We start from the raw sequence: 23,600 nt of genomic DNA, 5'->3' as shown, positions 1-23,600 counted from the left end.
CCGCATGGCCCGGCGGCAGGGCGACACCTGCCGCCGGACCCCTCGTGGTCACCTCACTGCAGGACGAGCGCGTCGATCCGCGCCAGCTCCTCCGCCTCGAAGTCCAGGTTGCCGATCGCCGCGACACTGTCCTCCAACTGCTGCGGGCTGCTCGCGCCGACCAGGGCGGAGGTGACCCGGCCGCCGCGCAGCACCCAGGCCAGGGCCATCTGGGCCAGGGACTGGCCGCGGGACTTGGCGATGTCGTCGAGGGCGCGCAGCCTGCCCACCAGCTCCTCGGTGACCGCGTCGGAATTGAGGAACGGGCTGTCGCTCGCCGCGCGCGAGTCCTCCGGGATGCCGTCGAGGTAGCGGGCGGTGAGCAGGCCCTGCTCCAGCGGCGAGTAGGCGATGGAACCGATCTGGAGTTCGTCCAGGGTGTCCAGCAGCCCGTCCTCGGGACGGCGGTCCAGCATCGAGTAGCGCGGCTGGTGGATCAGCAGCGGGGTGCCCAGCTCGCCGAGGATGCGGGCGGCCTCACGGGTCTGCTCCGGGGAGTAGTTCGAGACGCCGACGTACAGCGCCTTGCCCTGCTGGACCGCCGAGTGCAGGGCGCCCATCGTCTCCTCCAGCGGAGTGTCGGGGTCCGGGCGGTGCGAGTAGAAGATGTCGACGTAGTCCAGGCCCATCCGCTTCAGGCTCTGGTCGAGCGACGACAGCAGGTACTTGCGCGAGCCCCACTCGCCGTACGGCCCGGGCCACATCAGATAGCCGGCCTTGGTGGAGATGACCAGCTCGTCGCGGTAGGCCGCGAAGTCCGCCTTCAGCGCCTCGCCGAGGGCGGACTCGGCGGCACCGGGCGGCGGGCCGTAGTTGTTCGCCAGGTCGAAGTGCGTGACGCCGAGGTCGAAGGCGCGGCGCAGGATGGCGCGTTGGGTGGCGACCGGGCGGTCCGGGCCGAAGTTGTGCCACAGGCCGAGCGACAGCGCGGGCAGCTGCAGGCCGCTGCGTCCGGTGCGGCGGTAGGGCATGGCCTCGTAGCGGTCGGGATGGGCGGTGTACAACGCGACTCCAGAAGGGTTGGCGCACGGGTGAGCGGTTCCGGGAACCGGTCACCACTCTCGCCCTGCCTGCGGGCAGTGGTCCAACAGAAGAATCCGATGGAATTCAGCGGATACGCTTCTCAATCATGGAACTGCGCCACCTCCAGCACTTCGTCGCCGTCGCCGAGGACCAGCACTTCACCCGGGCGGCGGAACGCCTCATGGTGTCCCAGTCGGGCCTGTCGGCGTCGATCCGGGCACTGGAGCGGGAGCTGCGGGCCCCGCTGTTCGTGCGCACCACCCGCCGGGTGACCCTGACGGAGGCCGGGCGCGCCCTGCTCGGCGAGGCGGAGCGCATCCTGGCACAGGTCCGGGCGGCGCACGAGGCGGTGGCCGCGGTGCAGGGCGTCCTGCGCGGCACGCTGGCGCTCGGCACCGAGCAGTGCATCCCGGGAGTGCATGTGGCCGGGCTGCTCGCGGCGTTCCGGCGGCGCCACCCGGATGTGGAGATCCGGCTGCGGCAGGCGGGCTCGGGCGCGCTGGCCGAGGAGGTCGCCGCCGGGCGGCTGGACCTGGCCTTCGCCTACCGCACGCAGGCGGACACCGAACAGCTGCGGTCCGTGTCGCTGACCAGCGAGTCGATGACGGTTTTGTGCCATCCGGACCACCGTCTGGCATCGCGCGGAGCGGTGCTCACGCCCGAGGACCTGCGCGGGGAGGTCTTCGTTGACTTCCACCCGGACTGGGGGCCGCGCCGCACCACCGACGCGGCGTTCTCCGCGGCGGGCGTACGGCGCACGGTGGCGCTGGAGGTCAACGACGTGCACAGCCTCCTCGACCTGGTCGACGAGAACCTGGGCATCGCGGTCGTACCCCGGCACTTCCGGCACAAGCATCCGTCCCTCACCGCTCTCCCCCTCACGACCGCCGCCGGGCCGGAGTACGAGACCGTCGCCCTGCTCCCACCCGAGCGGGCCACCGGGCCTGCGGCCCGTGCGCTGATCACCCTGCTGGACGTCGAGGGCTTGGCGTCACCACCGCCGTGACGGGCACGGGTGCCGGGCTCCGGACGCACGAGGGGCGGCGATGCGGGATGGTGGAGCCATGCATGCCAAGGACATCCTCATCGACGGCTACAGCCGCATCCAGGAAGAAGTCCACGCCGCCGTCGACGGCCTGGATCCGGACGACCTCGACGCCCGGCCCACCGCCGACACCAACTCCGTCGCCTGGCTCGTATGGCACCTCACCCGCGTCCAGGACGACCATGTCGCCGACGCCTTCGACCTCGACCAGGTGTGGCTGTCACAGGGTTGGGAGAAGCGTCTCGGCCTCGATCTGCCGCGCCACGACACCGGGTACGGGCACAGCCCCGCGAAGGTCGCCAAGGTCCGGGTGGACTCCGGTGACCTGCTGACCGGGTACTACGACGCCGTGCACGAGCAGACCCTTCAGGCGCTGCGGGGGCTGGCCGCCAAGGACCTCGAGCGCATCGTCGACGAACGCTGGGACCCGCCGGTCAGTCTCGGCGTTCGCCTGGTGAGCGTCCTGTCCGACGATCTGCAGCACGTCGGACAGGCCGCCTACGTACGGGGACTGCTTCAGAGCGCGGCCTCGTAGCCGGGCAGGACGACGTCCCGGATGAGGGCGCTGCGCTCGTCGAACGGGATGAAGGCGCTCTTGACCGCGTTCACCGTGACGGTGCGCAGGTCCTCCAGGGTCCAGCCCGCCTCCTCGACCAGCAGGGACATCTCCCGGGTCATCGTCGTGCCGGAGACCAGACGGTTGTCGGTGTTGAGGGTGACGCGGAAACCGAGGTCCTTCAGGGCGGTGATGGGGTGCTCGGCGATCGAGGGTGCGGCGCCGGTCTGGAGGTTGGAGGTCGGGCACATCTCCAGGGCGACACGGCGGTCGCGCACCCAGCCGGCCAGGCGGCCGAGCTTTCCGTCGACGATGTCCTCGGTGATGCGGACGCCGTGGCCGATGCGCTGGGCGCCGCAGACCTGCAGGGCCTGGTGGATGCTGGGCAGGCCGTGCGCCTCGCCCGCGTGGATGGTGAAGGGGACGCTCTCGAGACGCAGGTGCTCGAAGGCGGCCAGGTGGTCGGCGGGCGGGAAGCCGTCCTCGGCGCCGGCGATGTCGAAGCCGACGACACCCGCGTCCCGGTAGGCGACGGCCAGGTCGGCGATCTCGCGGGTCCGGTCGAACATGCGCATGCCGCACAGCAGCGTGCCCACGCGCACCGGGGTACCGGCGGCCGCCGCCTTCGCCATGCCGGCGGCGAGCCCCTCCTGGACGGTCTCGACGACCTCGTTCAGGGTCAGCCCGCCCTTGACCATCAGCTCGGGGGCGTAGCGCACCTCGCCGTAGACGACGCCGTCCTCGGCGAGGTCGAGGACGTACTCCTCGGCGGTGCGCAGCAGGCCCTCGCGGGTCTGCATCACGGCGAGGGTGTGCTCGAAGGTGGCTATGTAGCGCACCAGGTCGCCGGAGTTGGCGGCGTCGTAGTACCAGGCGGCCAGTTCGCCGGGGTCGGTGGTGGGCAGGGTGTGGCCGACCTCCCGTGCGAGCTCGACGACGGTCGCGGGGCGCAGGCCGCCGTCGAGGTGGTCGTGCAGGACGGCCTTGGGCAGGCGGCGGAGGGTGTCGGTGTCGATGCGCGGGGCGGTCATGTGCGGTGGTTCCTCGACGGGTTGTTCTTCAGGGGGATCGGCCGGGGACTACTCGGCGGGCTGGAGCAGGTCCCAGCGGTTGCCGTACAGGTCCTGGAAGACGGCGACCGTGCCGTACGGCTCGTGCCGCGGTTCCTCCAGGAAGGTGACGCCGGCCGCGGTCATCCGGGCGTGGTCGCGGGCGAAGTCGTCGGTGTGCAGGAAGAAGCCCACGCGCCCGCCGGTCTGGTCACCGACCCGGCCGCGCTGCGCCTCGTCCTTGGCCCGGGCGAGCAGCAGCCCCGTGCCGTGGCCGTCGGCTCCCGGCTCGACCACGACCCATCGGGACCCGTCGCCCCGGGGCTCGTCGGCCGCGAGCCGGAACCCCAGGGCGTCGGTGTAGAAGCGGATCGCGGTGTCGTAGTCGTCGACGACGAGGGTGACCAGGGCGATGCGTCTCATGGGGCCTTCCGGGTGCGGCGTCCGGCGCCGGAGCGCAGGACGTTATACGTAACACGTAGCGTACGGCATACCGACGGGCGCACCGGTGTGGGCTGCGCCACCCCCGGTGCGACTCAGTGATGGTGCGCTTTCAGTGCGCCTCTTCGCCCTGGGCGACCTCGACCTCGTGATGGAAGCCGATGACGCCTGTCGCCGAGGCGCAGGCGGACACGGCGGCGCAGGCGACGAGGAGGGCGGCGATCGAGCGGGCGGCCCGGTGCGGGGTGCGCGGGGCGGCCAGGAGGGCGGCGACCCGTTGGGGCACGGGTCCGGCGGTCGCGGCAGGCGTGAAGGCGGGCCGTTCGTCGGGGGTGGCGCGGGTGGCGAGGGCGGCACGGCCGATCGCCCGGGCGGTGAGCCGCCGGTCGCCGACCACGACGGCGGCGGTCTCGTCGGCGGCGCGCTCGACCGCGAGCCGGATGACCGGCGCGACGGACCGCAGCCCGGGGTGACAGAGGGCGGCCAGTTCGGCCACCGCGAGGAAGTAGTGGTGACCGGCCGCGTTGTGGGCCCGCTCGTGCGCGAAGAGCGCCTCGCGCTCGTCGGGGTTGAGGCTGCGCAGCATCCCGGTGGTGACGACGATGCGGTGCGGCCGCCCGGGCAGCGCGTACGCGTCCGGGCGCGGGGAGTCGATCACGCACAGGTCGCCCGCGGTGGTGCGGCGGTCCGCCTCAGTGGTGGCGGCGCGGAACGCCCGGGCCTGCCGCAGCACGGTACGGCACAGGGCCCACAGGCACACGGCGAGCCCACCGACCGAGAACGCCGCCGCCGGAACGACGAACAGGTCCGATCCGGCGCGCAGCGGGCGAACCAGGTCGCCGAGCGCGGCGAACAGCGGCAGCTTCAGCAACCCGGTGAGCACGAACGCGCCGAGCGCGGTCAGGGAACAGCACGCGAGGACGACCGTGCAGCAGGTCACCACCCACAGCGCGGCCTGGGGCGCGAGCCGTTCCAGCGCGCGCCGCGCCAGCGGGGGCATCGCGAACGGCAGTGCGAGCGGGAGGAGCAGCAGGAAGGTCACTGCTCACCGGATTCCAGCAGGTCCCGCAGGACGCGCTCGTCGTCTTCGCTGAGCTGGGCGACGAAGCGGGCCAGCACGGTGTGCCGGTCGCTGTCCCGGTCCAGCTCGGTGTGCATGCGCCGGGCGGTGAGCCCGTGGGCGTCCTGGACGGGGAAGTAGGCGTAGCCGCGGCCCTCGCGGCGGCGGCCGACGATGCCCTTGTCGTGCAGCCGGGACAGGATCGTCGTGACCGTCGTACGGGCGAGGCCGCTGCCGAGGCTCTGCTGCACCTGGCCCGGGGTCCGGGGGGCGTCCGCGGCCCACAGGGCGGCCATGACGCTCGCTTCCAGCTCGCCCGCCGGACGGCGCTCGTCCTTCGCTTCGGCCATGGAACCTTCCTCACCCCGGTTTTCGTCTACATTCCTGTAGACCGTCTACAGAAGTGTAGTCTTCGCGGATCCGGCCGACCGGATCCGCACGTCCATTATGAGAGGGGCTCACTCCCATGGGCGCCGTACCGCGCACCGCACCGCCGCACCCGGCCCCCGCACCCGGGCCGCGGTCGTGAGACGGGCGGCCACGGCCGACCTCGCCGGTTCCACGGCGCTCGGCACCCTAATGGCGTTCGTGCTGCTGGCGCTGACCGTGACGGGGCACGGCGGCGCCCCGTTGTTCGGGGACGCGGACCTGCTGCACTGGTCGCTCGCCCATCGTCCGCCCGTCGCGGTCGCCGTGGCGCGCGCGGTGACGTACACGGGCACCGGATTCGTCCCCTACCTCCTGGCCACCGCGGCAGGCCTCACGACGGGCCGCACGGCCCGCAGCGGCGCTCTCGCCGCCGCTGCCTGTGTCGCCTGTCTGGCCATGGGCCAGACCGTGCGTTACGGGGTCATGTCGCTGGCCGCGCGTCCGCGCCCGGAGCGCACGGACTGGGTCACGCACGCCTCGGGCTGGTCGTTCCCCTCGGGCCATACGACGACGGCCGCGCTCACCGCCGGGCTGCTGGCGCTCGCGATCCTCGTCCGTGCCCCGCGCGGCAGAGTCGGCCTGGTGGCCGTCGTGCTCACCTGGGGCGTCTCGGTCGGCCTGACCCGTGTGTACCTGGGGGTGCACTGGTTCTCAGACGTCCTGGGCGGCTGGCTGCTCGCCCTGTGCTGGCTGAGCCTGTGCGCGTACGCCGCCGCCCGGCTGGCTCCACGAACGTTCGCCGACGCCAGGGAGCCGGTGCGGTCCTCGGCGCCCTGAAGGCTCGGAGCCCGTGTCACATCCGGCTGGGGGATGTGACACGGACCCTCACTCGGCCTGGCGGTGCAGCGCGTCGAGACGGGCCATCTCCTCAGCGGTCAGGCGCAGCGCGCCCGCCGCCACGTTCTCCACCAGGTGGTCGGGGTTGCCGGTGCCCGGGATGGCCAGGACGTGCGGGCCCTGCTGGAGCGTCCACGCCAGGCGGACCTGGGCGGGGGTGGCGCCCTGGGCCCGCGCGATCGCGTCGACCTCGTCCATCTCGTCACCGGACGGGCCGCGCTCGGCGCCCTTGCCCGCGATGGCGAAGAACGGTACGAACGCGATGCCCTGCTCGCCGCAGATCCTCAGGAGTTCGTCCGTGTCCGGGTCGAACTCGTGCAGCCCGTACCTGTTCTGAACGCTCACCACCGGCGCGATCGCCTGCGCCTCCACAAGGTGGCGGGGTTCGACGCCGGAGATGCCCAGATGGCGGATCAGGCCCGCCTCACGCAGCTCGGCGAGAGCCCCGAAGTGCTCGGCGATCGAGTCCCACCGCTGCTGCGACCTGCGCAGGTAGACCATGTCCAGGTGGTCGCGGCCGAGCTGGCGCAGGTTCTCCTCGACATGGCCGCGCAGTTGGTCGGGGCGGGCCCATGTGCCCCACTCCCCCGAGTAGTCGCGGAACGGGCCCACCTTCGTGGCGATGACCAGGTCGTCCGCATACGGCGCCAGCGCGCTGTTGATGATCTCGTTCGCGGAGCGCAGCGAGGAGAAGTAGAAGGCGGCCGTGTCGATGTGGTTGACGCCGAGTTCGACCGCCTTGCGCAGCACGGCGATCGACCGTTCGCGGTCACTCGGCGTCCCGAGGTGGAAGGCGGCGCTGCCCGTCAGCCGCATCGCGCCGAAGCCGATGCGGTGGACGGGCAGGTCGCCGAGTTTCCAGGTGCCCGCGGCGTCCGCGCTGATCGTCTGTGAGGTCATGGGTGGATCATGCACACACTCCGGGGCTCCGGCGCACGCCCTTTAGGGATAGGTATACGTGTTCAGGGTGCTGACGGCCAAGGCCGGGTCTCCGAGGTCATAGCGGTCCACGGCCAGGTAGTTGGGCTTCTTGCGGGCGGCCGGCTGGCAGAACCGCTGGGCGCGGTCGGTGAGTTTGGTGTTGTCCGTGCGCGCGGTGGACGTGATCGTCGCGTCCCGGAAGTGGTTCATGACGAACAGCGGGCGGAAGCCCGGTTCGGTACGGGTCAGCGGAATGTTCGTGTTCGCGTCGTACCAGCGGCTGTGGCAGGACCAGTCGGAGGAGCCTATGCCCGAGCCCATGGACCAGTGGTTCTCGACGGTCCAGTCCTTCTGGTACATCACACCGAAGCTGTCACGGGTGAGCCCGGCTGCCTCGTCGGAGGAGCGGCTGTGGTCGGTGAAGATCAGCAGTCGGTGGTTCGCGGCGATCAGTTCGGCCATCTTCGGCCAGCCGTTCTGTTTCACTCCGCTCCGGTCGGGCCGGTAGAGGACATCGGACAGGCCGCTCACCCGGGCCAGTTCACCGCGCAGGACGCCCGGGTCGACGTAGTCCTCGAGGAAGACGGTGATGAACTGATCGGGGTGGGCCTTGAGGAAGTCCACCATCCGCTGGACGTCCACCCACAGGGCGACCGGACGGCTGACCAGGGTGCAGCTGTTGTGGCAGAGGATCGCACCGTCGGGGGTCTGATGGATGTCCAGCATGAAACCGCGGACACCGTCGGCGAGTTGCTGGTTGATCCCGCGTGCCTGGTTGGGTACGAGGTTGACGAAGGGCGGGGCGAAGCCGCCGTCGACGCCGTTGGCGTAGGCGTTGTGCGCGGTGAGGAAGGTGACCTGGTCGAGGGTGCGCCGGTCGGGGGACGGCATCGGGCTGGTGGGCGAGGCGACCGGGGTGAGGTACCAGGAGGCGAGGCCGCTCGCGGAGCCGATGGTGAGCTGGGCAGGGTAGTCGGCACCGGAGGCCTTGGCGGCCACGGTCAGGTAGCGGTCGGTTCCGGGCACCTTGAGTGTGTACTGGTCGTCTCCGGCCTGTGTGATGTCCCAGGCCGCGTCGGCGCTCGCGCAGGCGACGGTGCGGGCCTGGTCGCCCGAGCGGCCGAGGCAGATGCCCACCGTGTCGGCGCTTTCCAGGACGTACGAGGATCCGCTCGCTCTGAGGTTCCACTGCTGGTGGTCCTCGTTGCCCTTGGGGTTGTGCTGTTCGACGGCTCCCCCGTGGTCGGCCGCGTTGAGCCCGGTCGTGACGCTCTGGACGTAGTAGGCGCCGGCGGCGGGAAGCGCGGCGGCCGCATGGGACGGAGAAGCCACGGTCGCCGCGGCCAGCACGGTGGCGGCGGCGAGCAGGGCGTGGGGGGTTCGCATGAGGTGACCCTTCGGTCGAGGATCAGGATGGTCAGGTGCATGACACCACGGCAGATGGCCGGGCGTCAGGAGGGGGAACGTCCACGGGGTGAAATCCGCAGCCATGCGACCGCATGACTCGGCGGCACTGCGTGGCGTCCTGCGCCAACCCGGCTGCCGCGCATCGGACAATCGTCGTCATGACCACCACAGCGCACCCTCTCGTCGCCCGTGCCCGACAGCTCGCCGCCGACGTCCTGGCGCCTCAGGCGGAGCGTGTCGACCAGGAGGGCGTGCCCGTGAGCCACATCGAGGCCGTCAAGCGGTCGGGGTTGCTCGGGGTGAGCGCCCCGGTGGAGTACGGCGGCTCGGGCGCGCCCGTCGCGGTGGCCCGTGAGACGGCGGAGCTCCTGGCGGGGGCGTGCTGCTCGACGTGGTTCGTGCAGACCCAGCACCACACACCGGTACTGACGCTGGCGCAGAGCGAACTGCCCGTGCGGGAGCGGCTGCTCGGCCCGCTGGCGCGCGGGGAGCTGCTGTCGGGGGTGGCGTACGCCCATCTGCGGTCGTATCCGCGCGTACCGGTGCGGGTCACGCGGGAGCGGGATGGATGGCGGTTCGACGGGACCGTGCCCTGGTACACCGGATGGGGCCTGAACGACGTGATGCTGCTCGCCGGGGTGACCGACGCCGGCGAGGCGCTGTTCGCCTTCACCGAGGCGCGCGACCAGCCGGGGCTGCGGGCGTCGGCGCCGCTGCGGCTGGCGGCGCTCACCGCGGCCCGCACGGTCTCGCTGGAGCTGGACGGGCTGCGGCTGCCGGAGGAGGCGGTGGCGCTGCGGACGCCGTACGAGCGGTGGGCGGCCGCCGACCGGCCTAAGACGGTGAACACCTCACCGGCGGTGTTCGGTGTGGCTCAGGCGGCGCTCGGTCTGCTGGACGACGACACCGCGGCGCCCCTGCGGCACCGGCTCGGTGAGGTGAGGGGCCGCGCCTACGCCCTGGCCGACCAGGCGGCCCCGCACGAACGCCTTCAGGAGCGGCTGGCGCTCAGGACGCAGGCGTACGAGGTGCTGCGCGCGGCCACCACGGCGGCGGTGGTGGCCGGCGGGGGCCGCGCGATGATGCTGACGAGCACGGCCCAACGGCTCGCCAGGGAGGGGATGTTCCTGCTGGTGCAGGGCCAGACGGCCGAGTCGCGCCGGGCACACCTCGACCACCTGGCGGCCCTGGGCTCAGCTCGCGAAGGGGACCTGTGACGCGAGGGCGTCCCGCGCCCTGGACGGATGCCGCCACAGCCCTTCCGCCGCCAGCCTCGGCAGCACCCCCTCCCCGAACCAGTACGCCTCCTCCAGATGCGGATACCCGGACAGCACGAACTCCTCGATGCCCAGCGCCGCGTACTCCTTGATCCGTTCGATGACCTCCTGGTGGCTGCCGACCAGCGCCGTGCCGGCGCCGCCGCGCACCAGTCCGATCCCCGCCCACAGGTTGGGGTGGATCTCCAGGCCGTCCCTGCTTCCGCCGTGCAGCGCGAGCATCCGCCGCTGCCCTTCGGACTCGCTGCGGGCGAGCCCGGCCTGGACGGACGCCACGGTCTCGGGATCGAAACCGTCGAGCAGCCGGTCGGCCTCGGCCCACGCCTGCTCGGAGGTGTCGCGGGTGATCACGTGCAGCCGGATGCCGAACCGCAGGGTCCGGCCCTCCTTCGCGGCGAGAGACCTGATCCGGGCGACCTTCTCGGCGACCTGGGCCGGCGGCTCGCCCCAGGTGAGGTAGACATCGACGTGCCGGGCCGCGATCTCCCCCGCGACGGGTGAGGACCCGCCGAAGTAGACCTCGGGGACCGGGTCGGGTACCCGGGCCAGTTCGGCGTCCTCGACCTGGAGGTGCTCGCCGTGCAGGTCGACGGTCTTGCCTTGCCACAACTCCCGGACGATCTGCAGGAATTCACCGGTACGCCGGTACCGCGCGTCCTTGTCCAGGAAGTCGCCGTAGGCGCGCTGCTCGTGGCTCTCGCCGCCGGTGACGACGTTGAGGAGGAGCCGTCCGCCCGTCTGACGCTGGAACGTGGAGGCCATCTGCGCGGCGAGGGTCGGCGAGACGGAGCCGGGGCGGAAGGCCACCAGGAACTTCAGGCGCTCGGTGTTCTGGCTGACCATCGCGGTGGTCAGCCACGCGTCCTCGCACCAGGCACCGGTCGGGGTGAGCGCTCCGACGAAGCCGAGGTCCTCGGCGGCGCGGGCGATCTGGGTGAGGTAGGCGACCGTCGGCGGCCGGTCCCGCCCGGAGGCGGTCGCCGGGGTGCCGTGGCCGCCGCCGACCACATGGCGGCTGTCGCCGTTGGTGGGCAGGAACCAGTGAAAGGTGAGGGACACGGGGGTCTCCGTTCAGCGGGTGTCCGTGGGAACAGGTCGTCGCGCGGCGGCCTCGTGCCGTTCCGCATGCCCGGCCGATGCGCGGCTGTCCCGGCACCGGCCGGTACCGGGATCAGTCGGCGAACAGGGCACCGGTGGAGCACCGCTTCTCGCCGCGGAGGCCGTACGAGCCGGGCTCCGTCGGGCGAGGATGTGCCACGGTCCGGAACCAGTCGGCCAGGGTGGTGGCGACGGCGAGGGCCTCGGCGTCGCCGGCGATCACATGGGCGATGGTCAACTCGCCGCTGCCAGGACAGGGCTGCTTCCGAGGACCGCCGAGAACTGGTCGACCACCTGCAGCAGCGCCTCGGTGGCGGCCGGCGCGATGGCCAGGGAGCCGTCCTCATGCACGGTGATGTCCTTGTCCAGGGTGAACCAGCCCTGCACTATATGGGCCGCCCCCATGGAGTTGAGGACCGGGCGCAGGGCGTAGTCGATGGCCAGCACGTGGGCGTGGGAACCGCCGGTGGCCAGCGGGAGCACGGTCTTGCCCGTGAGCGCGTACTGGGGAAGCAGGTCGAGCAGCGCCTTGAGGACACCGGAGTAGGAGGCCTTGTAGACGGGCGTGCCGACGACGACTCCGTCGGCGCGGGCGAACAACTCGGTCGCCTCCACGATGGCGGGGTGACGGAAGTCTGCGCCGAGCAGGGCCTCGGCGGGCACGGTACGGATGTCGAGCGGGACCACCTCGTGGCCCTGCGCGGTCAGCCGCTGGTCCAGATGGCGCAGCAGCCGGTTGGTGCGGGAGGCGGCGGAGGGACTGCCGGAGACGGACAGGACGGTGGCCATGGGGTCCTCTTTCGGGAGGGAGGGGCGCCTGCCCGGGTACTGCGGACATGCGGGCACTCCTGTTGCGGACGGTTCGCGGACATGCGCGGGGAACACCGGATCCACCGCCGCGAGAAAGCCCTGAATCGAGCTGGTGTCAGGAAGGCACCCGGCGCACCCGTCGCGTCGGGACAGGGGCGGTGCGGCGAAAAGAGGTGACGGCGGATCCGGCGGAAATGAGGATCACGTCGTGGGGCAACAGGAGGCGCTGGAGACGCGCGCGAGGTCGACGTGGCGTCGCCGCGTGAGGTCCAGTCGCATGTCCATGTCGTCGATCGTGGCAGCCGCCGGATGGAGCAGTCAAGGGAATCCCGACCGTTCTCGCATCGCGGACCTTTGCATTCCACGACGCCCTGACGGGAAACCCTTGAACGACCTCCGCGGCGGTCCGCACTCCGCGCGACGGTGCACGTGGGCAACGACGGGAATGTGCCGCGGCCTCGCCGGCCATGCGTCAGGACACGTCACAGCCGGCCGGCTTCGGACGGCTTCGGCGTCAACTCGGCGGCGTGGCGTGGTGGCCGGCTCGACGGGCCCAGCGGGGGCCGTACGCGGGCGGCGGGTTGCCGCCGGGCCCGGCGTCTCGGCCGGGGCGCACCGAGTCGGTCCACGCCTCGGAGTCCAGGGGGCGGTGGGCGTCGGCACGCTCGCACCGCCGCCCCTCTCAGTCGTCGTCGCGGGCCGGGACCACCACGAGGAACGCGTCCGACTTCAGGTCCATGACCACTTTGGCGGGCTCACCCTCGGCGCGGCGCTCCGCCGCGTACTCCTCCGCCGGCCACGATCCGCGGGGAGCTCCCGCAGGAAACCGCTCCAGCACCTTCGCGCCCATGGGGTTCGACACCTCCAGCATCGATCATCGACTCGAACCGACAACTTCCTGCGTATCGCCTGCCCGGAAGGGACGCCGATATGTCTCTCTCGCGGAAAACATCCCTTCGCCGCATCCGGAAGCGCTCGTTCTGTGGAAGTGATCGCTGAGAGGACTTCGACGCGAGGGAGCGAGGCGGATGGACACAGGCCGTTCCGGGCCGGGGCTGCGCTGCCTGGTGACCGGCGCCACGGGATACATCGGCGGCCGGCTCGTCCCGGAACTGCTGGCAGCGGGGCACCAGGTGCGCTGCCTGGCCCGCTCCCCGCAGAAGGTGAGCGGCCACCCGTGGGCGGCCCAGGTCGAGGTGGCGGCCGGAGACGTCACGCGGGCCCGGTCCGTCGCCGACGCGCTGCGCGGCATGGACGTCGCCTACTACCTGGTCCACGCACTGGGCACGGGCCGCGGCTTCGAGGAGACGGACCGCACGGCTGCGCGGATCTTCGGGGAGCAGGCCCGTGCCGCGGGTGTGCGGCGCATCGTCTACCTGGGCGGTCTCACCCCGGCGGACGTGCCCGAGCGTGAGCTGTCCCCGCATCTGCGGTCGCGCGCCGAGGTGGGCCGCGTCCTGCTGGGCTCCGGCGTGCCGACCACGGTACTGCGGGCCGCGGTCATCATCGGCTCGGGCTCCGCCTCCTTCGAGATGCTGCGCTATCTGTTCGCACCCGGATCCAGCCGATCGCGGTCCGGGACGTGCTGCGGTTCCTGGTCGGCAGCGCGACGATGCCGTACGGCATCAGCCGCGCCTGCGACATCGGAGGGCCGGAGGTGCTGACGTACCGGGACATGATGCTCAGGTACTCGGCTGTCGCGGGCCTTCCGCGCCGGCGCATCGTCTGCGTCCCGGTCCTCACCCCGCGCCTGTCGAGTCTGTGGATCGGTCTGGTGACTCCCGTTCCCCCGTCGATCGCACGGCCGCTCACCGAGTCGCTGCGCCATGAGGTCGTCTGCCGCGAGCGCGACATCGAGCGGTACGTCCCCCTCCCCGCGTCAGGTCCGATCGGTTTCGACGAGGCGGTCCGGCTGGCCCTGCAGCGCGTGCGCGACGCCCAGGTCACCACCCGCTGGTCGTCCGCCTCGCCGCCCGGGGCGCCGAGCGACCCGTTGCCGACCGATCCCGACTGGGCGGGCGGCAGCCTCTACACGGACCGGCGCGAAATCGTCGTCGACGCCTCGCGCGAGGCCCTGTGGCGAGTCGTCGAGGGCATCGGCGGCGAGAACGGCTGGTATTCCTTCCCGCTCGCCTGGGCGGCACGGGGCTGGCTCGACCGGCTGGTCGGAGGCGTCGGGCTGCGCCGGGGACGACGCGACGCGCAGCGCTTGCGGGTCGGGGACTCGCTGGACTTCTGGCGGGTGGAGGAGATCGAACCCGGGCGTCTGCTGCGTCCGCGGGCCGAGATGCGGCTGCCGGGCCTCGCCTGGCTGGAGCTGTACGCCGAACAGGACGAGAACGGACGGACCCGGTATCGCCAGCGGGCCCTGTTCCATCCGCACGGGCTGCTCGGTCACGCCTACTGGTGGGGAGTCTCCCCCTTCCACGCCGTCGTGTTCGGAGGCATGGCGCGCAACATCGCGCGGGCCGCCGCCAGGGCGCCGCGAACCGGTCCGGCCGAGCCCCAGCCCTCCTCGTGACGTCCGCCCCGACGGGGAGCGCACCGCGGCCGGCCCCTTTCCTGGAGTTGACGTCATGCACGTCTCGGTCGTCCTGTTCACCTCCGACCTGCGTCTGCACGACCACCCGCCGCTGCGGGCCGCCCTGGCCGGCTCCGGTCAGGTGGTGCCGCTCTTCGTACGAGACCGGGGAGTGGCGGCCGCCGGATTCGCCGTTCCCAACCGGCTGGCATTCCTCGCCGACTGCCTCCACGACCTCGACGCGGGACTGCGCGCCCGGGGCGGGCGTCTCGTCGTCCGGTCCGGGGACGTGGTCGACGAGGTGTGCCGGGTGGTCACCGAGGTGGACGCGGTCGAGGTTCACCTGGCGGCAGACGTCAGCGCCTACGCGCAGCGACGCGAGGCGCGGCTGCGGCAGGCGCTGGAGGCCCAGGGGTGCCGGCTGTGGGTGCACGACACCGTCAACGCGGTCGTGCCGCCCGGAACGGTGGCCCCGGTCGCCTCCGACCACTTCGCCGTCTTCGGCGCGTACTTCCGGCGGTGGACCGGGCAGCGGCTGCGCGACACGTCGGGCGCGCCGCGTGCCGTGCGGGTGCCGGACACCGCCGGATCGGAGGGACTGCCCGTACGCGAAGGTCCTGCGGCGGTCTCGGAAGGGCTGCCCGCCGGTGGCGAGACGGAGGGCAGGAAGCGGCTGGCGGCGTGGCTGCGCGGCGGCCTCGCCGCGTACGGGGACCGGCAGGACGACCTGGCGGGCGACGCCACCTCCCGTCTGTCACCGCACCTGCACTTCGGCACCCTCTCCCCCGTCGAGGTCGTCCACCGGGTGCGGCAGGCGGGCGGCCCGGGCGCCGATGCCTTCGTACGGCAGCTGGCGTGGCGGGACTTCCACCGTCAGGTGCTCGCGGCGCGGCCGGACGCGGCCACCGCCGACTACCGCACGCGAGGGGACCGCTGGCGATCCGAGCGCGCGGCGCGCACGGACGTCGAGGCGTGGCGTGAGGGCCGTACGGGCTATCCGGCGATCGACGCGGCGATGCGGCAGCTGCGGCACGAGGGGTGGATGCCGGGCCGGGCCCGGCTGCTGGCCGCGAGCTTCCTCACCAAGACCCTGTACGTGGACTGGCGCGTGGGAGCGCGCCACTTCCTGCGGCTGCTGGTCGACGGCGACATCGCCAACAACCAGCTGAACTGGCAGTGGATGGCCGGAACGGGAACCGACACCAGGCCCAACCGGGTCCTGAACCCCCTCGTCCAGGCCAGACGGCACGACCCTGACGGCATGTACGTGCGGCGCTGGGTCCCCGAACTCGCCGGGCTGCACGGGCCGGCGGTGCATGAGCCATGGCGCCTGCGGGGCCGGGAACGGGCCGCGTGCGGCGCCTACCCGGACCCGATCGTCGACCTGTCCGATGGTCTGGCGCGCTTCCGACGGGCCCGCGGACTGGACTGAGATCCCCATACCATCAGAGCCCTACACATAAAGAACAGATAAGAGCACAATGAGCGTACGCGGCCCTCCGCCGCATTCCATCCCGGATGCGGGCAGGCCGTGCACAGTCGAAGGAGAGACAGTCATGGCTGACGTCTCACACAGCAGAGGGGACATGGCGACCCACCCCGATGTCTCCGAAATGCGGACCCGCTACGCCCGCATGCTCGGTGGTCGCGATGTGGCGCTCGTGGACGGACCGGTGTTCCTGCTCGGTCTGTACTGCGCCGCGTCACCGTGGATACTCCACTACACGACGAGCCAGCCGCCGCTTGCGACGCACAACCTCATCATGGGGATCGCGTTCGGCCTGCTCGCCCTCGGATTCACCATCATGCCGGAGCGGATGTACGGCCTGAGCTGGGCCATGTGCGCGATGGGGACATGGATGATCATCTCGCCGTGGATCGTCGGCACCGGTCCGGACACCGGAGTCGTGGTCAACAGCATCGTCATCGGCGCACTCGCCGTGGTGCTGGGTGTCCTCTGCGCGGGCGCGGCGGCCAAGAGCCCGCCTCGCCCGTGACGGCCACCTGCCGGCCGGTCCGCAGCCGCGGACCGGCCTACCGGCCTCATGGCCCGGCGGAATAACCGTTCGCCTGGGTCCCCTCGTAAGCCGCACACTGGCGCGATGGGTCGAACCGTCAGTGCGTGGGTGACGTCCGGCGAGGACGTCCTCGGTGTCACGGGGCCGTTTCCCGTGGATGTTCCCTGGTGGTCGGAGGTCGAGCAGGTCGTCGGGCGGCTGGAGGAGCTGCTCCGGGTCCCGGTGACGGTGCTGCGGCTGCTGACGGTGGACGGCGGTGAAGGCGGACGGGACGGCCACGCGACCTACCACGTGGAGGCGTGGGAGCGCCCGGCGTCCGGGCTGCTCGGTCAACGGGCGGCTCCCGAGGGGCTGTTGGCTGGGGACGCGGCGCTCCGAATGCCGTGGGCGCGTGCGGACGGCCTGCGGGAACTGCTCGGCTGGGGCATCCGTACGCTCCAGGCGGCGGGACGCCCCGTCACCGGCCGCGTCGAGCAGCGACGGACCTGGAACCTGGCCTGCCTGTTCCGGCTGCCCACCGCGTCCGGCCCCGTCTGGCTCAAGGCGACGCCGCGCTTCGCCACGGACGAGGCGGCCGTCGCCGACGAGTTCGCCCGGGTGGACGCGGGGCTGGCGCCGACAGTCGTCGGCCGGGGCGAGCGGCGGATGCTGATGGAGCACGTGCCCGGCACGGACTGCTGGGGGGCGTCCACCGATACCGTGACGGCGGTGATGCAACGGTTCGTGGCGGCCCAGGCCGCGCTCGCGCGCAGCCGTCCCGCCGCGCTCCGGGACTGGCGCGTCCCGGTGCTCGCGGCCCGGGGGCAGGCACTGCTCGACGGGCCGGTCGGGGCGGAGCTCGACGGTGAGGAGAGGCAGGCCGTGCGGGACCTGGCGGGCCGCTGGCGGCAGATGGAGGACTGCGGTCTGCCCGACACGGTGGTGCACGGCGACTTCCATCCGGGCAACTGGCGCAGTGACGGCGGCCGTCCGGTCGTTCTGGACTTCGCGGACGCCTACTGGGGCAACCCGGTGGTGGACGGCCTGCGCGCCATCGACTACCTCCCCGAGGCGGACCGGCCTGCGGCGGCCCGCGCCTGGGCCGACGCCTGGGCGGCACACGCGCCGGGAAGCGCCCCGTCCCGCGCCCTCCGTCTCGCCGAGCCGCTCGCCCATCTCATGCACGCCATCCGCTATCAGGAGTTCCTCGACGGTATCGAGGCCTCGGAGCGGCCCTACCACGAGGGTGATCCGGTCGCGGTGATCCGCAGAGCGGTGCACACCGTGCGTCACCCGGGCCCGTTCCTCACGGAAGCCGGGGGCTGAGGGCGATGGATCACGCGGAAGCGCTGCTCATCGGTGGACGCGCCGGTGTCGGCAAGACGACGGTGGGCTGGGAGGTCTCGGCACGGCTGCGGGCCGCCGAGATCCCACACGCCGTGATCGACGGCGACTTCATGGGACAGGTGCACCCGGCGCCGGAGGGTGATCCCCACCGCGCCGAGATCACCGAACGCAACCTCACCGCCGTGTGGCGGAACTACGCCTCGCTCGGCCATCGGCGGCTCGTCTACACGAACACGGTCAGCGTGCTCGACGAGTCCGCGGGCATGTTCCGGCGGGCGATGGGCCCGCAGGCGCGGCTCGTCCGTGTGCTGCTGACCGCGGCCGACGACACGATCGCCCTCCGGCTGAAGGGCCGTGAACTGGGGTCGGAGCTGGAGCAGGAGCTGCGCACCAGCGCGTACAAGGCGCGACTGCTGGACGCGCGTGCGCCTCTCGACACCGTGCGGGTGGCGACCGACGGGCGTGAGGTCGTCGACATCGCGCGTGAGGTGCTGGCGGCCACCGGATGGGTGTGACTCCGCCGTCGAGTGGAGCCGACCTGCCACCGGGCGGTGATCCTGCCACGGGGTGCCCCTGCCACCGGGGGTGACCCTGCCCCGCCTCCACCCCGTCCCGCTCCGACGTGCCCGCCGACTCTACCTCCGCCGTCCCGCCCGCAGAAGGGGGTGGCCCTTGGGAGAGGCCCACCCCCGTGCGGCTCAGCTCACGTCGAGCGCTGTGTCGTCGAGGACGAACGACGTCTGCAGACTGGAGCCCTCGGTGCCTGTGAACTTCAGGGTGATGGTCTGTCCGGCGTAGCTCCCCAGGTTGAAGCTGCGCTGGGTGTAGCCGCCGGCGGCGTTGAGGTTGGAGTACGTCGCCAGAGTGCTCAGGACAGTGCCGGAACTGTTCAGGAGCTGGACCTTGAGCGTGTCGTACGCCGTACTGCTGGTGGTCTCCGCCGTGTCGATGTGCAGGTAGAAGCTCAGGGTGGCGGAGGTGCAGGCGGACGGGATGGTCACCGTCTGGGACACGGTGTCGGTGTGCGCGGAGCCGTAGCCGTCCAGCCAGGCGTAGTACGAGCCCGTACGGGGCGACTCGCCGCTGGAGTTGGTGATGACGCCGCTGCTGGTGGTCCAGGTGGTGCTGCCGGACTCGAAGCCGTTGTTGTCGAGGAGCTGGGCGGCGGTGCAGGAGGTCGAGCCTCCGCCGCCGGTTCCGCCTCCGCTGCTGCCGCTCGCTCCGGAGAGCCATTCGGTGGCGTTCAGGGCCAGGGCGGCGTTGGTGGCGCCGGAGTCGTTCCAGCCGTCGTACAGCGTGTTGCCGGACTGTCCGGTGCCGTCGTCGATGGGTGAGCTGTCGCCCCAGAAGGCGACACGACCGCTGCCGAAGGCGGACGTCAGGAAGAAGGCGCCGGTGTTGCCCGAGTAGCCGCTGCGGTAGAGCAGCCCCTTGACGGAGGAGTTGTCGGAGGGCTTGAGCGTGGCGGTGGTGCCGTTGGCGATGAGGCTCTTGGTGACGGTGCCGAAGGAGCCGTGCAGCACAGGGTCGGTGCTGTCACTGATCGCGGCCGGGTAGCCGGAGGTGATGTTCAGCGAGTCGATGGAGAAGCCGAACGGGTCGGTGGAGTCGACGCTGTTGTCGGTCATCAGGTCGTTGAGGATCTCGACCGCGTCGTAGCCGTCGTTGTTGCGATCGGCGCCGGTGTGGTCGGAGATCATGAACAGTCCGCCGCCGTTCTTGACGAAGTTCATGATCGCCGTCTTCTCCGCAGCGGTGAAGAGGGTGTTCGGTTCGGGCAGGACGAGGGTGTCGAAGTTCTTCAGGTCCAGCGAGGAGGAGCCGCCGTAGCTGAGGCTGGAGCCCGACGGCAGGGTCTTCAGGCTGTAATTCCCGGTCTTCTGCAGGGCGACGCCCCAGGACGAGAGGGCTCCGGTCCAGTCCGTCTCGGCGGAGGGCGTGGAGTCCTGGCCGAGCGGGTCGGGCTGGCTGGTGGAGATGATCCAGTCGGCGTTGCCGGCGGTCTCCGCGTGCGCGTTGTCGAACAGGACGCGGTGCGGGGTGGCCGCGTGGGCCTCGGTCGCGGCCGTGGTGGCCTGAACGGCGGTCCCCGTGGCGAGCAGGCCGCACACGGTGAGGACCGTGGCGAGTCTGTGGCGGGGCCTGGTGAGTCCGAGCATCCGGCGAACCTCCATGGGGAGTCGGGGAGAGGAGCGGTGCGGGTGCTGTCTGCGCGCGTAGATATTCGGCGCGGGTCTGCGCGCGTAGAGGTCCTTCATACGCCGCCCGCGCGACGGACTGTTGAACGGTACATGGCAGGACGGGGGCTGACCATGACAATGCCCTCCTGCCAGGCCGAGGATTGACCCTCCATTGACCCGCGATTGAAGCGAACAGGACTGTCGCCACGCAGAGCGGGCACATGTCGTACGACAGACGCTTCACAAAGAGGGGCGGAGATGGAGATCTCGGGCATCATCAGTGCCATCGTCATCGGGCTCATCATCGGCGTCCTGGGGCGGCTCGTAGTCCCCGGGCGCCAGCACATCGGCATCCTGTGGACGATCGTCGTCGGCATCGTGGCAGCTTTCATCGGCGCCGGGATCGCCGCCGCGGTCGGCGTGGCCGACACCAAGGGAGTGGACTGGATCGAATGGCTCATCCAGATCGCTCTGGCGGCACTCGGCATCGCGGCGCTGGACCGGGCGAAGGCGGCTCATCGCTGAACGGTCCATCATCGGGCGCTGCGTCCGTGGGTAAGCACCCTTGGACGCCGAGCCGCAACACCGACGGGGCCGATCGGGCCGGTGTCACGCCCGAGCGGCCCCGTTGCGTGCGGTCACCGGGCCAGCTACTGGCGGAACAGATGGCGGCCTGGGCGGCCGAGGACATGGCGGTGGCCCGGTGGGCCCGGAACCACGTCCCGGTGGGGAGCGAGGGAAGCGCCCCGGCCGGGGCCGTGCTGGCCTGGGCGCATCTGCACGGGGCCGTGGGCCTTGCGGTCGCCGGGCAGTTCCAGGGCAGGGGGCATGACGGGGGGACCCTGCTCACGGCGCAGATCGAGGCTCTGGCGGACGCGTTCGGCCTCGGCTGAGAGGGCGCCCCGTCGAAGGCCCCCGCGCCGCGTTGACCACGCTCGTGATCAATACGGCTAGGGCTTGTACACGTAGGGCGTCGTGGTGGTCAGGGGTTCGAAGCCGAGTCGGGTCAGGATCGGACGGCTCTGGTCGGTAGCGTCGACCTGGATGTAGCGGTAACCGCGGGAGGCCGCGATCTCGGCGCGGTGGGCGACCAGGGCCCGGTAGATGCCTCGGCCGCGCCAGTGGGGGACGGTCCCGCCGCCCCACAGTCCCGCGAAGCGGGTGCCGGGGACCAGCTCCAGGCGGGCCGAGCTCACCGGTTCGTCGCCCGCGAGGGCCACCACGGCGACGACGTTGTCCCGGTCACCGGCGAGCCCGGCGAGAAGCTGGTGGCGCAGCCGGGTGCCGTCCGTGCCGAAGGCCTTCTCGTGGACGTCCGCCACGAGGTCGACGCCCGCCGGATCGGTGACCGGCATGATCCGTATGCCGTCGGGCACCTCGACGTCCAGGGCCAGGTCGGCCACCTCCGCGACCATCAGTGCCTCCTCGGGCTCAGGGTCGAACCCCGCCGCCCGCAGCCGCTCGCCCAGATCCACCGGGAGGTCGTGCCCGTACAGCTTCCATTCGAACTCGCGGCCGAGCCTGGTGAAGTACGCGATCTGCTCGGCGATCGCCCTGTCCGCCGTGGTCTCGTCCAGGTCCGACCACACGACTCCGTTCCAGCCGTGCGGCGAGCCGGTCACGCGGACCACCGCCGCGTCCCGCTCGGCGCGGGCACCGGGCTCGTCGGGCCGCGCGCCCTCCCGCAAGTCCCGGTCGTACAGGGCAAGTACGGAAGCGTGATCCATGGCTCACTCCAGCATCCGGGGCATGTGCTGAAACCGTAATGCATCCTGAGACCGGGCGTTCGGCCCTCTTGCACCGACCGGTCCACCGACGCGTGCCGACAGACGCGGCGGGGCGTTCGGACGTACGCGGGTGAAGCGACAACACGACGAGGTGCCGCTCCGGGGATCGTGAGCCGGGGAGCCCTGCCGGCCACGGCACTAGCCGAGCTCCAGGGTGGTCACCCCGTACACACGCTCCTCGGCGAAGGCTCTGATCGGTCCCGTGTACATGCGCGCTGTTTCGAACGACGGGGTGAGGCCCGCGCGTTCGGCGAGGGCGACGGCCGCCGTGTTCGGTTCGGGCACGTCGACGGCGATCTCCCGTCCCGCGGCTTCGGCGGTCAGCGCGGCGAAGAGGGCGTCGGCGTCCTCGGCGCTGTCGGCGAACAGGGGGCCGATGCGCAGCGTGTCGCGGGCGGGCCGGATCACCGCGTAACCGGTGAGGCGGCCGTCGCCGGGGCGGACGAAGACCCGGTGGCCGGGGGTGGCGAGCCAGTGCTTCAGGAAGACCGGGCGGTCGGCGGGGCAGCAGGCGCTGTCGTATGCCGCGATGGCGTCGAAGTCGTTCTTCTCGGCTGGGCGCACTCCGGGCGCGGGCTCCCCGGCGGGGGCGGTTCCGGTGAACCGTACGGTGCGGTGGGCCAGTTCGAAACCGGAGTGCCGGTAGTTGTCCTGCTGGGCGACAACTCCGTCCAGGCCGACCGTACGGTCGCCGGCGTGGGCCAGCCCCGTCTTCCAGGTGATCAGGCCCAGGCCACGACCGCGCAGGTCCGGCCGTACGAGGTAGCAGCCCAGGAAGGCGTAGTCGGCGCCGTAGGTGACGACGGAGACAGCCGAGACCCGCTCGCCGCCGAGCCGGCCGATGAAGAAGCCCTCGGGGTCCTGGGCGAAGAAGGCGGCGCCGTCGGACAGACCGGGGTTCCAGCCCTCGTCCGCGGCCCAGCCGCTGATCACCGGCCAGTCGTCGAGCGTTGCCCGGGCGACGACCAGGTCATCGGGACCCGCAGAGGTCATCGTGGCGCTCCCTTCCAGGGGGTCGGGCGCGCCGGAGGGACCCGCCGCGCCGCGAGCATCCTTCCCGATGCCGGGGCTGTGCGCCACCGTGGGTCCGCTGGTCCCGCCTCGGTCAATTCCCGGTCGCCGGGCGGGTGTTGACACAGGAGGCCGAGAACGCCGGATTCACCCGTGAGGGCGTCACCGCAGCCTCGTGTTCCATGGCGGACGGTGGCGCGACGGCGTGCGCTGCGCCGTTCTCCGGGGCGATCCGGCCGCAGCCGGCCCAGTCAGACACCGACGGTGCCGAAGGCCCCGCCGCCGGTCGGTGCGGCGGGGCGTTCCGCTGATGCGCTCGGGTCGGCTGCGAACCGGCAGGCGGTGTTCGCCCGTCACGGAGCGCTGTCCGGTGCGCGCTCCTGGCCGGACCTCGCGACGCGGCGATCGCTGCCCGTGGCGGGGCTAGCGGGTCGCTGACGACCGAAAGCGCCGGTACAGCAGCGTGCCGCCGAGCAGCAGGGCCCCGCTTCCCGCGAGTGCGGGCAGGGTCACGTCCGCGCCCGTGTGGGCGAGGGTGACCCCGGCCTGCTGCACCGGGGGTGCCGTCCGTACGGGGGTGTGCGCCTTCGGCGGTGCGGCGGGGTGGGCCGTGCTCGAGGTGTTGGTGGAGGTGTTGCCCACCGACGCGTTGCCGGCCCCGGCCACGCTGACCGAGTTGCCGGTGACGTTCACGGGGATGTCGACCGGGACTTGCAGGCCGTTGCCCGCGAGCACGCCCGAGGAATCCTTTCCGCCGGTGTGCGC

26 protein-coding genes and 1 pseudogene are annotated in these 23,600 nt (G+C 71.9%); 11 read left to right on the top strand and 16 right to left on the bottom strand.

The window, feature by feature from the left end:
* Window positions 1–53: 53 nt before the first annotated feature.
* Window positions 54–1,043: an L-glyceraldehyde 3-phosphate reductase gene (gene mgrA / locus C3488_RS22285; protein ID WP_103842064.1), complete on the bottom strand. Its 990-nt coding sequence runs from the start codon at window positions 1,041–1,043 to the stop codon at window positions 54–56.
* 125 nt (window positions 1,044–1,168) lie between these two features.
* On the opposite strand from mgrA, the gene C3488_RS22280 reads away from it, so the two are divergent.
* Together C3488_RS22280 and C3488_RS22275 are read left to right on the top strand one after the other, a co-directional pair.
* Window positions 1,169–2,068, top strand: coding sequence for a LysR family transcriptional regulator (locus tag C3488_RS22280; protein WP_103842062.1), 900 nt, complete (start codon window positions 1,169–1,171; stop codon window positions 2,066–2,068).
* Between the two features lie 58 nt (window positions 2,069–2,126).
* Window positions 2,127–2,642, top strand: a complete 516-nt coding sequence (locus tag C3488_RS22275) for a DUF664 domain-containing protein (protein WP_103842060.1) — start codon at window positions 2,127–2,129, stop codon at window positions 2,640–2,642.
* Here C3488_RS22275 and C3488_RS22270 read toward each other — a convergent pair.
* The 4 genes from C3488_RS22270 to C3488_RS22255 all read right to left on the bottom strand — a co-directional run bounded on the left by C3488_RS22270 (window position 2,624) and on the right by C3488_RS22255 (window position 5,563).
* Window positions 2,624–3,694 (bottom strand): adenosine deaminase, encoded by a 1,071-nt coding sequence (locus C3488_RS22270; RefSeq protein ID WP_103842058.1) that lies wholly within the window; start codon window positions 3,692–3,694, stop codon window positions 2,624–2,626. The two genes, C3488_RS22275 and C3488_RS22270, sit on opposite strands and share 19 nt — an antisense overlap.
* A 48-nt stretch (window positions 3,695–3,742) precedes the next feature.
* On the bottom strand, window positions 3,743–4,135 hold the full coding sequence (locus tag C3488_RS22265; protein WP_103842056.1) for a VOC family protein: 393 nt from the start codon (window positions 4,133–4,135) through the stop codon (window positions 3,743–3,745).
* Between the two features lie 130 nt (window positions 4,136–4,265).
* Window positions 4,266–5,195: a M56 family metallopeptidase gene (locus C3488_RS22260; RefSeq protein WP_103842054.1), complete on the bottom strand. Its 930-nt coding sequence runs from the start codon at window positions 5,193–5,195 to the stop codon at window positions 4,266–4,268.
* Window positions 5,192–5,563 (bottom strand): BlaI/MecI/CopY family transcriptional regulator, encoded by a 372-nt coding sequence (locus tag C3488_RS22255; protein ID WP_103842051.1) that lies wholly within the window; start codon window positions 5,561–5,563, stop codon window positions 5,192–5,194. The genes C3488_RS22260 and C3488_RS22255 overlap by 4 nt, the downstream gene beginning before the upstream one ends.
* Window positions 5,564–5,738: 175 nt before the next feature.
* On the opposite strand from C3488_RS22255, the gene C3488_RS22250 reads away from it, so the two are divergent.
* A complete protein-coding gene (locus tag C3488_RS22250) occupies window positions 5,739–6,419 on the top strand; it encodes a phosphatase PAP2 family protein (protein WP_103842100.1) in 681 nt (226 codons plus the stop codon).
* A gap of 48 nt (window positions 6,420–6,467) precedes the next feature.
* Here C3488_RS22250 and C3488_RS22245 read toward each other — a convergent pair whose 3' ends face one another.
* Together C3488_RS22245 and C3488_RS22240 are read right to left on the bottom strand one after the other, a co-directional pair.
* Window positions 6,468–7,379, bottom strand: coding sequence for an aldo/keto reductase (locus C3488_RS22245; RefSeq protein ID WP_103842049.1), 912 nt, complete (start codon window positions 7,377–7,379; stop codon window positions 6,468–6,470).
* Window positions 7,380–7,421: 42 nt separating this feature from the next.
* A complete protein-coding gene (locus C3488_RS22240) occupies window positions 7,422–8,786 on the bottom strand; it encodes an RICIN domain-containing protein (RefSeq protein ID WP_103842047.1) in 1,365 nt (454 codons plus the stop codon).
* A 179-nt stretch (window positions 8,787–8,965) separates the two neighbouring features.
* On the opposite strand from C3488_RS22240, the gene C3488_RS22235 reads away from it, so the two are divergent.
* Window positions 8,966–10,024, top strand: coding sequence for an acyl-CoA dehydrogenase family protein (locus C3488_RS22235; RefSeq protein ID WP_103842045.1), 1,059 nt, complete (start codon window positions 8,966–8,968; stop codon window positions 10,022–10,024).
* On the opposite strand, the gene C3488_RS22230 is transcribed toward C3488_RS22235, so the two are convergent.
* The 5 genes from C3488_RS22230 to C3488_RS22220 form a co-directional block, all read right to left on the bottom strand.
* Window positions 10,001–11,143, bottom strand: a complete 1,143-nt coding sequence (locus C3488_RS22230; protein WP_103842043.1) for an LLM class flavin-dependent oxidoreductase — start codon at window positions 11,141–11,143, stop codon at window positions 10,001–10,003. The genes C3488_RS22235 and C3488_RS22230 overlap by 24 nt on opposite strands.
* A 112-nt stretch (window positions 11,144–11,255) precedes the next feature.
* Window positions 11,256–11,405, bottom strand: a complete 150-nt coding sequence (locus tag C3488_RS40685) for a hypothetical protein (protein ID WP_181139137.1) — start codon at window positions 11,403–11,405, stop codon at window positions 11,256–11,258.
* Between the two features lie 11 nt (window positions 11,406–11,416).
* Complete coding sequence (gene ssuE / locus C3488_RS22225) at window positions 11,417–11,971, bottom strand: NADPH-dependent FMN reductase (RefSeq protein ID WP_103842041.1); 555 nt, start codon at window positions 11,969–11,971, stop codon at window positions 11,417–11,419.
* Window positions 11,972–12,193: 222 nt separating this feature from the next.
* Window positions 12,194–12,271 (bottom strand): putative leader peptide, encoded by a 78-nt coding sequence (locus tag C3488_RS42665; protein WP_374955448.1) that lies wholly within the window; start codon window positions 12,269–12,271, stop codon window positions 12,194–12,196.
* Window positions 12,272–12,674: 403 nt separating this feature from the next.
* A complete protein-coding gene (locus C3488_RS22220) occupies window positions 12,675–12,863 on the bottom strand; it encodes a hypothetical protein (RefSeq protein WP_103842039.1) in 189 nt (62 codons plus the stop codon).
* A gap of 157 nt (window positions 12,864–13,020) precedes the next feature.
* On the opposite strand from C3488_RS22220, the pseudogene C3488_RS22215 reads away from it, so the two are divergent.
* The 5 genes and pseudogenes from C3488_RS22215 (at window position 13,021) to C3488_RS22195 (ending at window position 18,372) form a co-directional block, all read left to right on the top strand.
* Window positions 13,021–14,513 (top strand): annotated as a pseudogene (locus tag C3488_RS22215) (SDR family oxidoreductase).
* A 55-nt stretch (window positions 14,514–14,568) separates the two neighbouring features.
* Window positions 14,569–15,945 carry a deoxyribodipyrimidine photo-lyase gene (locus C3488_RS22210; protein ID WP_103842037.1) on the top strand — a complete coding sequence of 459 codons (1,377 nt, stop codon included), beginning with the start codon at window positions 14,569–14,571 and terminating at the stop codon, window positions 15,943–15,945.
* A 124-nt stretch (window positions 15,946–16,069) separates the two neighbouring features.
* On the top strand, window positions 16,070–16,510 hold the full coding sequence (locus tag C3488_RS22205; protein WP_103842035.1) for an SPW repeat protein: 441 nt from the start codon (window positions 16,070–16,072) through the stop codon (window positions 16,508–16,510).
* Between the two features lie 105 nt (window positions 16,511–16,615).
* Window positions 16,616–17,836: an aminoglycoside phosphotransferase family protein gene (locus tag C3488_RS22200; RefSeq protein ID WP_181139136.1), complete on the top strand. Its 1,221-nt coding sequence runs from the start codon at window positions 16,616–16,618 to the stop codon at window positions 17,834–17,836.
* Window positions 17,837–17,841: 5 nt separating this feature from the next.
* On the top strand, window positions 17,842–18,372 hold the full coding sequence (locus C3488_RS22195) for a hypothetical protein (protein ID WP_103842030.1): 531 nt from the start codon (window positions 17,842–17,844) through the stop codon (window positions 18,370–18,372).
* A gap of 183 nt (window positions 18,373–18,555) precedes the next feature.
* On the opposite strand, the gene C3488_RS22190 is transcribed toward C3488_RS22195, so the two are convergent.
* Window positions 18,556–20,016, bottom strand: coding sequence for a hydrolase (locus C3488_RS22190; RefSeq protein ID WP_103842028.1), 1,461 nt, complete (start codon window positions 20,014–20,016; stop codon window positions 18,556–18,558).
* Window positions 20,017–20,295: 279 nt separating this feature from the next.
* On the opposite strand from C3488_RS22190, the gene C3488_RS22185 reads away from it, so the two are divergent.
* Both C3488_RS22185 and C3488_RS22180 read left to right on the top strand, forming a co-directional pair.
* Window positions 20,296–20,562 carry a GlsB/YeaQ/YmgE family stress response membrane protein gene (locus C3488_RS22185; RefSeq protein ID WP_103842026.1) on the top strand — a complete coding sequence of 89 codons (267 nt, stop codon included), beginning with the start codon at window positions 20,296–20,298 and terminating at the stop codon, window positions 20,560–20,562.
* Window positions 20,563–20,588: 26 nt separating this feature from the next.
* Window positions 20,589–20,930, top strand: coding sequence for a WHG domain-containing protein (locus tag C3488_RS22180; RefSeq protein WP_146067906.1), 342 nt, complete (start codon window positions 20,589–20,591; stop codon window positions 20,928–20,930).
* 57 nt (window positions 20,931–20,987) lie between these two features.
* Here the strand turns inward: C3488_RS22180 and C3488_RS22175 are convergent, their stop codons facing one another.
* The 3 genes from C3488_RS22175 to C3488_RS22165 form a co-directional block, all read right to left on the bottom strand.
* Window positions 20,988–21,764: a GNAT family N-acetyltransferase gene (locus C3488_RS22175; RefSeq protein WP_103842022.1), complete on the bottom strand. Its 777-nt coding sequence runs from the start codon at window positions 21,762–21,764 to the stop codon at window positions 20,988–20,990.
* A gap of 198 nt (window positions 21,765–21,962) precedes the next feature.
* Window positions 21,963–22,817, bottom strand: coding sequence for a GNAT family N-acetyltransferase (locus tag C3488_RS22170; protein ID WP_103842020.1), 855 nt, complete (start codon window positions 22,815–22,817; stop codon window positions 21,963–21,965).
* Between the two features lie 441 nt (window positions 22,818–23,258).
* Window positions 23,259–23,600: chaplin (locus tag C3488_RS22165; RefSeq protein WP_146067905.1), on the bottom strand; the 342-nt coding region annotated here is incomplete at its 5' end.

Source organism: Streptomyces sp. Ru72 (assembly GCF_002920635.1).
Lineage (GTDB): Bacteria > Actinomycetota > Actinomycetes > Streptomycetales > Streptomycetaceae > Streptomyces.
Note: the sequence above shows the minus strand (reverse complement) of the source record. Positions and strands in the feature narration are given on the sequence as shown.